At 66.1% G+C, this 7,507-nt stretch carries 7 protein-coding genes; 1 reads left to right on the plus strand and 6 read right to left on the minus strand.

Features of this window, described 5'->3' with window-relative positions:
• Positions 1-212 precede the first annotated feature (212 nt).
• A complete protein-coding gene (ndk, locus tag ABSF49_RS19700) occupies positions 213-635 on the minus strand; it encodes a nucleoside-diphosphate kinase (RefSeq protein ID WP_424114337.1) in 423 nt (140 codons plus the stop codon).
• Between the two features lie 212 nt (positions 636-847).
• Between ndk and ABSF49_RS19705 the strand changes: the two genes are divergently transcribed.
• Positions 848-1,129: a hypothetical protein gene (locus ABSF49_RS19705; protein ID WP_424114338.1), complete on the plus strand. Its 282-nt coding sequence runs from the start codon at positions 848-850 to the stop codon at positions 1,127-1,129.
• A 202-nt stretch (positions 1,130-1,331) separates the two neighbouring features.
• Here the strand turns inward: ABSF49_RS19705 and ABSF49_RS19710 are convergent, their stop codons facing one another.
• The 5 genes from ABSF49_RS19710 to ABSF49_RS19730 form a co-directional block, all read right to left on the minus strand.
• A complete protein-coding gene (locus ABSF49_RS19710) occupies positions 1,332-2,096 on the minus strand; it encodes an ATP-binding cassette domain-containing protein (protein WP_424114339.1) in 765 nt (254 codons plus the stop codon).
• Positions 2,093-3,247 carry an ABC transporter permease gene (locus tag ABSF49_RS19715; protein WP_424114340.1) on the minus strand — a complete coding sequence of 385 codons (1,155 nt, stop codon included), beginning with the start codon at positions 3,245-3,247 and terminating at the stop codon, positions 2,093-2,095. The genes ABSF49_RS19710 and ABSF49_RS19715 overlap by 4 nt, the downstream gene beginning before the upstream one ends.
• Positions 3,248-3,346: 99 nt before the next feature.
• The gene (locus tag ABSF49_RS19720; protein ID WP_424114341.1) at positions 3,347-4,324 is read right to left on the minus strand and encodes an ABC transporter substrate-binding protein; all 978 of its coding nucleotides are present in this window, start codon (positions 4,322-4,324) and stop codon (positions 3,347-3,349) included.
• 851 nt (positions 4,325-5,175) lie between these two features.
• Positions 5,176-5,964, minus strand: a complete 789-nt coding sequence (locus ABSF49_RS19725; protein WP_424114342.1) for a transglutaminase-like domain-containing protein — start codon at positions 5,962-5,964, stop codon at positions 5,176-5,178.
• Positions 5,965-6,050: 86 nt separating this feature from the next.
• Complete coding sequence (locus tag ABSF49_RS19730) at positions 6,051-6,977, minus strand: transglutaminase family protein (protein WP_424114343.1); 927 nt, start codon at positions 6,975-6,977, stop codon at positions 6,051-6,053.
• Positions 6,978-7,507: the final 530 nt, after the last annotated feature.

The raw sequence follows: 7,507 nt of genomic DNA on the forward strand, positions 1-7,507 counted from the left end.
GACCCGCAACCCGTTCTTGCGCGAAGTCGCCGAGCGGATGGAGGAGGCGCTGATGCAGCGCGCCCAAGCCGCCCTGCCGCGGACAAGCGAAGCGGCGGCGTGACCGCCTCCTCTCCCGCGTGCGGGAGAGGGCCGGGGTGAGGGCAGGTCGCCCGCTCCCCCTCATCCGGCCGACGAAGTCGGCCACTTCTCCCGCAAGCGGGAGAAGGGGTTTACCCCACGATCTCGTTGCCGGAGAAGAACTGCGCGATCTCGACCGCGGCGGTCGCCGGCGCGTCGGAGCCGTGGACCGAGTTCTCGCCCATCGACAGCGCGAAATCCTTGCGGATCGTGCCGGCCGCCGCCTTTTCCGGATTGGTCGCGCCCATGACGTCGCGATAGCGCTGGATGGCGTCATCGCCTTCGAGCACCTGCACCACCACCGGCGCCGCGGTCATCATCTCGACCAGCTCGCCGAAGAACGGCCGCTCGCGATGCACGCCGTAGAACGTCTCGGCCTGAGCGCGCGTCATCTGCACCCGCTTCTGGGCGACGATGCGCAGGCCCGCCGCCTCGATCCGCGCGTTGACCGCGCCGGTGAGGTTGCGGCGGGTGACGTCGGGCTTGAGAATGGAGAAGGTGCGTTCGAGAGCCATCTTAGGTTTCGCTTCTTGCTGACGGGAAAAGCCGCGGCGCTTATAGCGGCGAGGCTTTGGCGCGGCAAGGCGGGGGAAAATCGCGGCCTTACACTCCTGACAAAGTACGAGCATTCCGCGTTGGCGGCTTCGTCGCGCGCGTTTTCCGGCCTTTGCGGAGAGCGCCGTCGAGGCGCGAGCGCGCTGCGTAGGCCAAATCGAGAGAGCATGACATGCCCGTCACCGTCACGCCCCTGCCCGGCGCCGATCCGCTCGTCTTCGAGGTCGAAGTCGCCGAGGGGCGCGGCGCGACGCGACATCGCGTGACGCTGAGCGCCGCCGACTTCACCCGGCTCGGCGGCGGCGCGACGCCGGAACGAACGGTCGAAGCGGCGTTCCGCTTCCTGCTCGACCGCGAGCCGAAGGAGTCGATCCTGTCGCGCTTCGACCTCAGCGTGATCGCGCGCTACTTTCCCGAGTTCGAGCGCGAACTGCGGCGCTATCTGGCGCGATAGAGCGAGTTGGAATCGATCGGAATCGCCATCTGCGTCATGGCCGGGCTTGACCCGGCCATCCAAGCGGCGACGCTCTGAGATGACGCCCGCCGCAGAAGCGCCTGTCCGACCGATACAGTTTGGATGGCCGGGTCAAGCCCGGCCATGACGGCGGGTTGGCCTGAATGCAGCATGTTTTGGGCGCACACGCCGCCCCTCCCCGTCACGCCGCCACGTCGTCGTCGCGCGCGCCGACCATGTACTGGACGAGTTCCTCGGTGTTGGTCTGGGCGGTGACCTTCTCCGCCACTTTCCGTCCGCGATGCATGACGACGACGCGGTCGGTCACCGCGAACGCGTCGGGCAGGACATGGGTGATCAGCACCACCGGCACGCCGCGGTCGCGCAAAGTGCGGATGAGCTCGAGCACCTTGTGCTGTTCGGGCACGCCGAGGTTGTTGGTCGGCTCGTCCATGATCATCAGCTTGGCGTCCCAATAGACGGCGCGGGCGATCGCCACCGCCTGCCGCTGGCCGCCCGACAGGGTCTCGATCGGTTGGGTCAGCGTCGGGAAACGGATCTGCAGCGAGTCGAGGGTGACGCGCGACTGCTGCGCCATCCGCCTGTCGTCGAGCGTGTGGACGAGCCCGCCCAACCAACGCTTCTTGACCTCGCGACCGAGGAAGATGTTGGCGCCGACGTCGAGATTGTTGGCGAGCGCGAGGTCCTGGTAGATCGTCTCGATGCCGTGGCGGCGCGCGTCCATCGGCGTCGTGAACGTCATCGTCGCGCCGTCGAAGACGATCTCGCCGGCGTCGGGCTGGTAGACGCCGGACACGCATTTGATCAGCGTCGATTTGCCCGCGCCGTTGTCGCCGAGCAGGCCGACGACTTCGCCGCGCCGCACCTCCAGGCTGACGTCGTCGACCGCCGTCAGGCCGCCGAAGCTCTTGCGCAGGTTGCGCACTTGCAGCAACGCGTCGCTCATTGCGCGGCCCCCCGGCGCTGCCGGCCGATGATCAGGTCGCGCGACTGGTCGATCAGCACGGCGACGATGACCACCGTGCCGACGACGATGAACTGCCAGAAGGCGTCGACGTTGAGCATCACCAGCCCGGTCGTCAGCACGGCGATGATCAGCGCGCCGATGACGGTGCCGATCACCGTTCCCGCGCCGCCGAACATGCTGACGCCGCCGATGATCACCGCCGCGATCGAGGACAGCAGCAGCGAATCGCCGATCACCGCCGAGCCCGCGGTGAAGCGCAGCGTCGAGAGGAACCCCGCGACGCCGGCGGTCGCCGCCGACAGCATGTAGACCTTGATGACATGGCGATCGACGGGAATGCCGCTGCGCACCGACGCGTCCATGCTGCCGCCGATCGCGTAGGTGTGGCGGCCGAACTGGGTCTTGTGCAGCAGGAACATCATCAGCGCGAGGACGAAGGCGGTCGCCAGCACCGGATACGGCAGGATGATCTCCATCCGCCGCAGCAGCTCGCCGCCAACCTCGGGCCGATGGAGGAAGTAGACGCCGCCGCCGGGTCCGGAAATATAGTAGATCAGCGCGTCGTTGCCATAGGCGCCCAAGCCGGCCGGCAGGCCGATCACCGTCGAGTTCTCGCTCATCAGATAGGCGACGCCGCGGACGATGAACGAGCTGCCGAGCGTGACGATGAAGGCGGGAACCTTCAGCTTGGCGATGATCCAACCGTTGAGGAAGCCGACCACGCCGGCGCCGGCGAGCGCCGCGGCGAGCCCGGCCAGCACGGCCACCGGCAGCGGCGCGCCGGAATTGAAGGCGTCGCGCAGCGCCAGCGCCGACAGCACCGAAGCCAGGCTCATCACCCAACCGACGCTGAGATCGATGCCGGCGGCGATCAGGACGAAGGTCTGGCCGAGCCCGAGCAGCAGCACGGGAACGATGGCGACGAGGATGTTCTGCGAATTGCGGATGGTGAGGAAATTGACCGAGCCGCCGGTCGACAGCGGCACCGCGACGACGAAGAACAACACCATCACGGCGAGAAACAACCACGCCCACATGCGGCTCAGGAACAGCGCCAGCCGTTTCAGCGAGGAGCCCTCGCCGGGGCCGTGGGCGCCGGCGGGGGCGACGATCGAGCCGCGAACCGTCACGTTTTGCTTCCTTCGCCAAGCGATCCTGAGGTCGCGGCCGGCTGGGGCGGTTCGCTCGTCAAACCGAGTGAGCCGCCCTCGAGCCGTCGCGTCGGCTGATTACTTGACCTTGTAGATGAAGCGCGCGATCGCGGGATCCTTCACGTTGTCCTTGTCGATGATGGCGAAGCCGGTCTCGACGCGCGGCGGCAGGCTGGTGACGCCAGCGGCGTCCGACGCCGCGAAGGCGACCGCGAGATAGCCCATATCGAACGGCTTCTGGGCCAGCACCAGACTGACGACGCCCTTGTCCATCAGTTCGATGGCGAGCTGGGTGGCGTCGTAGGCGACGACCTGAACGTGGCCGCCGAGCCCGGCGTTGACCACCGCCGTGCCGGCGCCCTGGGCGCTGAACACGTTGGTGCCGAACACGCCGGCGAGGTTAGGCTCGCGCGAAAGAACCGCCGCCGTCTGCTGCGCCGCCTTGTTGGGATCGTCGAGGTTGAAGTCGGGCCCGATCACCTTGATGTCGGGGAACTCCTTGGCCATCACTTCCTTGAAGCCGACCGCGCGGCCCTCGACCGAGCTGACGTTCGGGTTGGTGGAATTGATGTAGACCGAGCCCTTGCCGCCGATCGCCTTGGCGAGGCCGCGCGCCGCGATGCGTCCGCCCTCGATGTTGTCCGAGCCGATGTAGCTCAGCGGGAATTTCACCGGGCCTTTCACATAATCGCCGTCGCCGAGATAAGTGTCGACGGTGATGATCTTGATGCCGTGATCGGCTGCGGTCTTGAGCGGGCCGACCATCTGGTCCTTATCGACCGGGGCGATGATGATGTAGTTGAGATCGCCGCGCGCGACCATGGCGTCGAGCAGCGGGGTCTGCGCCTCCACGCCCCAGGTCGGCGGAACTTGCGTGACGACTTCGGCGCCGAGATCCTTGGCCGCCTTCTCCACGCCAAGCTGCATGACCTGATAGAACGGATCCACCACGCCGGGCAGGAAGCCGATCTTGAGCTTGTCGGCCGCAAGCGTCGGCTGCGACGCGAGCGCAATAGCTACGCCCGCGGCGAGAGCCGCCAAAGTTGTTTTGCGCATATTCTTTCTCCTCCCATCACAAGCAATCCGGCGCAATCGGGCGCGCCGAGCGCACAGCTAGTGCTTTTGGCGTTATTGACGCTCCGGGTAGGCGAAATTTCAGGTTCGCCAAGCGCCGCAGGTCGCTTGTGTTAGCTGCACGGCGCTAGCGAGCCACAACGGCGGCCAAAACACAAGCGACCCGACTGCGACGCCTTGCGCCGCCGCATCTCGCAACGCGACAGCGACGGTCGCTCCCCGGCTGCGTCGCGACCTCGGCTTTGCCGCGGCGCAGCGAGGGGATCGCCCGGTCGTGCGACGGAGAGAGACCGCCGAGCGCGCTTGCGGTTCTTCTCTGCTGCAAAGCGTCGCAGAGCGCGGCGAGGCGAGACGGGTCTGGGTTTTGCGAGATGGAGCTTGTGACGTTCGCGCGGAGCGCGACGCCGCCGCGGACGATGGGAGCGGCGCTGCGTTCGCCCGGTGATCGTCATCGAAAGCAATCACCCCGCCGCTGCGACGCCGGGGCGATGCCTCGCGACGCCGCCGAGCTCGCGCGGCCAACCCCTCGCGCCCCTACCTCTCCCCGCGAAACGCACGGGGAGAGGTAAGGTGAGGGGCGCGGGGCGGCGATGGTCGGTTTTTCGGATCGGTCCGAGGTCAAGCGCTGGCGCGACGCGATCAAGCCGGAGCAGCGCGGCCACGCCGACCCGTCGCCGTCATGCCGCTGCACGGCTGGGTCGTGGGTCAGTCCGGACGGCCGTCTTGCGCCCATTGCCGCCGCCAATCTGGCCAATGAGGCGGTTCTCGAAGGCGGACGCCGCGCCGGCGAGGCGCTTTCGACGACCAGGAGTGGGAGGAAGGCGACAAGCGACTTAGGGGTTCTGCGCTTGCTCGTCGGTCACCACTTCGAAGCGCACGAGATTGGCGACGCCGAAGGCTGTCGAAATCGCGACGTCCGCTGCGTCGCGACCGCGTCCCATGACGATGCGGCCGATGCGGGGATGGTTGTGACGCGCGTCCATCGTGTACCAGCGCCCATCGAGAAAGACTTCGAACCAGGCGCTGAAATCCGCCGGGTTGATATCGACCGGAACGCCGATGTCGCCGAGATAGCCGGTGCAATAACGCGCCGGGATGTTCATGCAGCGACAAAGCGCGACGGCGAGATGGGCGAAGTCGCGGCACACGCCGATACGCGTGGCGCGCGCGTCGGGGTAGCTGAAGCGGATTTTCGAATGGACAAAATCGCAAATCGCCCGCACGCGCCGATAACCGCCGGCTATCCCCCCGAACCTCGACCAGGCGAAATCGGCGAGCTTGTCGCTGTCGCAATAGCGGCTCGAAACCAGGAACAACAACACGTCATCGGGGAGACCGCCGATTGGCGTCAAGGGCGTGTCGGGGGGCGTTTCGTCCGGTTCGCCCGAGTCGTAGATCGTGAAGCGATTGGAGAATGTGACAAGGCCCGGCGGAACTTCGACACGGGTGACGCGATTGCCGAAATGATCGAGATAGTCGCTCATCGCCAGTCGGGGATCGGACGCGATGACATCCGGCGAACGCAAGTCGGCCTCGCGCGAGGGATGGATGTTGACCTGAAGCAGCATCGACGTCTGCGCCGGGCATTGAAAGGCGATGTCAAAGCCTGCTCGGATGAGCATTTGGCGACCCTCGTGTACGAGCATCCAAGGCGCGTGGCCCGGAACGACGTGTTAAGCGCGAACAGCGCGCGGAGCCTAGGAGGACGTTATTTCTCCTCCGAACCATCACCTTCAAGATTGGTCGAAGGTTCCCGTTCCGGGAGCCGTCGAACATTGACGGTGACATCCATTCCCTCCGCGGCCTCGGCGTCGCCGAAATACGAACCGTGAAGGGGAATGGCCTGTTGCGCCTCCCGCGCGACCGCGACGCGAATGAGATCGCGATTGCCGACAATGCCATTGGTCGGGTCGAATTCAACCCAGCCTGCGCCCGGCAGGTAGATTTGGCACCATGCATGGGTCGCCCCCCCGCCGAGATGGCGCTCTCCCGTGTCACGATCGGGGACGTAGAGATAGCCGGAGACAAAGCGGGCGGCGAACCCCAAGGCCCGCGCCGCCTCCATCATCAACGTCGCGAAATCGCGGCACGAACCGCGTCGGGAAGCCAGCGTCTGCAGCGGGCTTTGCGTTCCCCTCGCGGCGCGGCGTTCATAGGACAGCCCTTCCTTGATCGCATAGGTCAAGGTCATCAGCAGCGTCCCGGTCTCCGTTGGCCGCCCTTGGCGGAGAAAACGCTGCACCCAATGATCAAGCTCTCCAGAAGGGTCGGCGTAATGCCGCTCGATCGATCGCGCGAGGTCGGGCATTTCTTCTCCGTCGTATGAGAACGGATAGTATCGCGCCCGATCCTCCAGCAGAACTTCGGGTCCCTCGAAGGGCGTGTGTTCCAACGCGATATTGCTCTCGACCCGAAGGCTTCGCGTATTTCCGGCGAAGTTCGCGATGGCAACGCAATTGTCGAAGACGTCGTGAATCCAGCGGACGTTTTGGGGACGGGGTTCAATATCGAGGGTCGCGTCGAGAAGCCGCTGATCGTTGCTGTCGCGCGGGCGGAGCATCATCCGATGCTCGCCCAAGCGAACGGGCACGCCATAGGCGTAGGTGGTGACGTGTTTCACAGTCAGAATTGTCATGCGCTCTCGATGGAATGTCCCGTTCTTGAATGGTCCTCTATATCGCGATGGGCATCGGCGCGGCGTTTGACGCCCGACGAGGCGTCGATATTCGGCGCCCAATCGCAATCCGGGCGCCTGAGATGAGCGCGGCCGCCACAACCGGTTCTCGGACTGGGACTAATCTGTTCGGCGTCGGCCCGTCCAATGGCGACCATCCTCGGCTACTCACACGAAATCAGACCTTCTGCAATCGGCCAACTGCCGATTGCACAGCGCGGGGAGCGGGGCCAATCCCCCCGCCCCTCACCTTACCTCTCCCCGCGAAACGCGCAGGGAGAGGGGGCGGCGACGTTTGCGCAAACCTTCACCATCGCTCTTGGCGGAATGCCAGGGCTCTCCTCTCCCCGCCCTTGGCGGGGCTTGCGTATTCACACATCTCGACCGACGGGGCCGGTGGATGCCTGAACCGTGCTCGGCGTCAATGGCGCTTCGCGCCCGCTACGCGGGCGGCCTTCGGCCGCCATTGACCCCTGCGCGCGGTTCAGGCC

The organism is Roseiarcus sp. (assembly GCF_049514155.1).
GTDB lineage: Bacteria > Pseudomonadota > Alphaproteobacteria > Rhizobiales > Beijerinckiaceae > Roseiarcus.

Bases quoted from the DNA above. Each gene is read 5' to 3' on its own strand.
- ndk (WP_424114337.1), bottom strand. From the start codon at position 635: ATGGCTCTCGAACGCACCTTCTCCATTCTCAAGCCCGACGTCACCCGC.
- ABSF49_RS19705 (WP_424114338.1), top strand. From the start codon at position 848: ATGCCCGTCACCGTCACGCCCCTGCCCGGCGCCGATCCGCTCGTCTTC.
- ABSF49_RS19710 (WP_424114339.1), bottom strand. From the start codon at position 2,096: ATGAGCGACGCGTTGCTGCAAGTGCGCAACCTGCGCAAGAGCTTCGGC.
- ABSF49_RS19720 (WP_424114341.1), bottom strand. From the start codon at position 4,324: ATGCGCAAAACAACTTTGGCGGCTCTCGCCGCGGGCGTAGCTATTGCG.
- ABSF49_RS19725 (WP_424114342.1), bottom strand. From the start codon at position 5,964: ATGCTCATCCGAGCAGGCTTTGACATCGCCTTTCAATGCCCGGCGCAG.
- ABSF49_RS19730 (WP_424114343.1), bottom strand. From the start codon at position 6,977: ATGACAATTCTGACTGTGAAACACGTCACCACCTACGCCTATGGCGTG.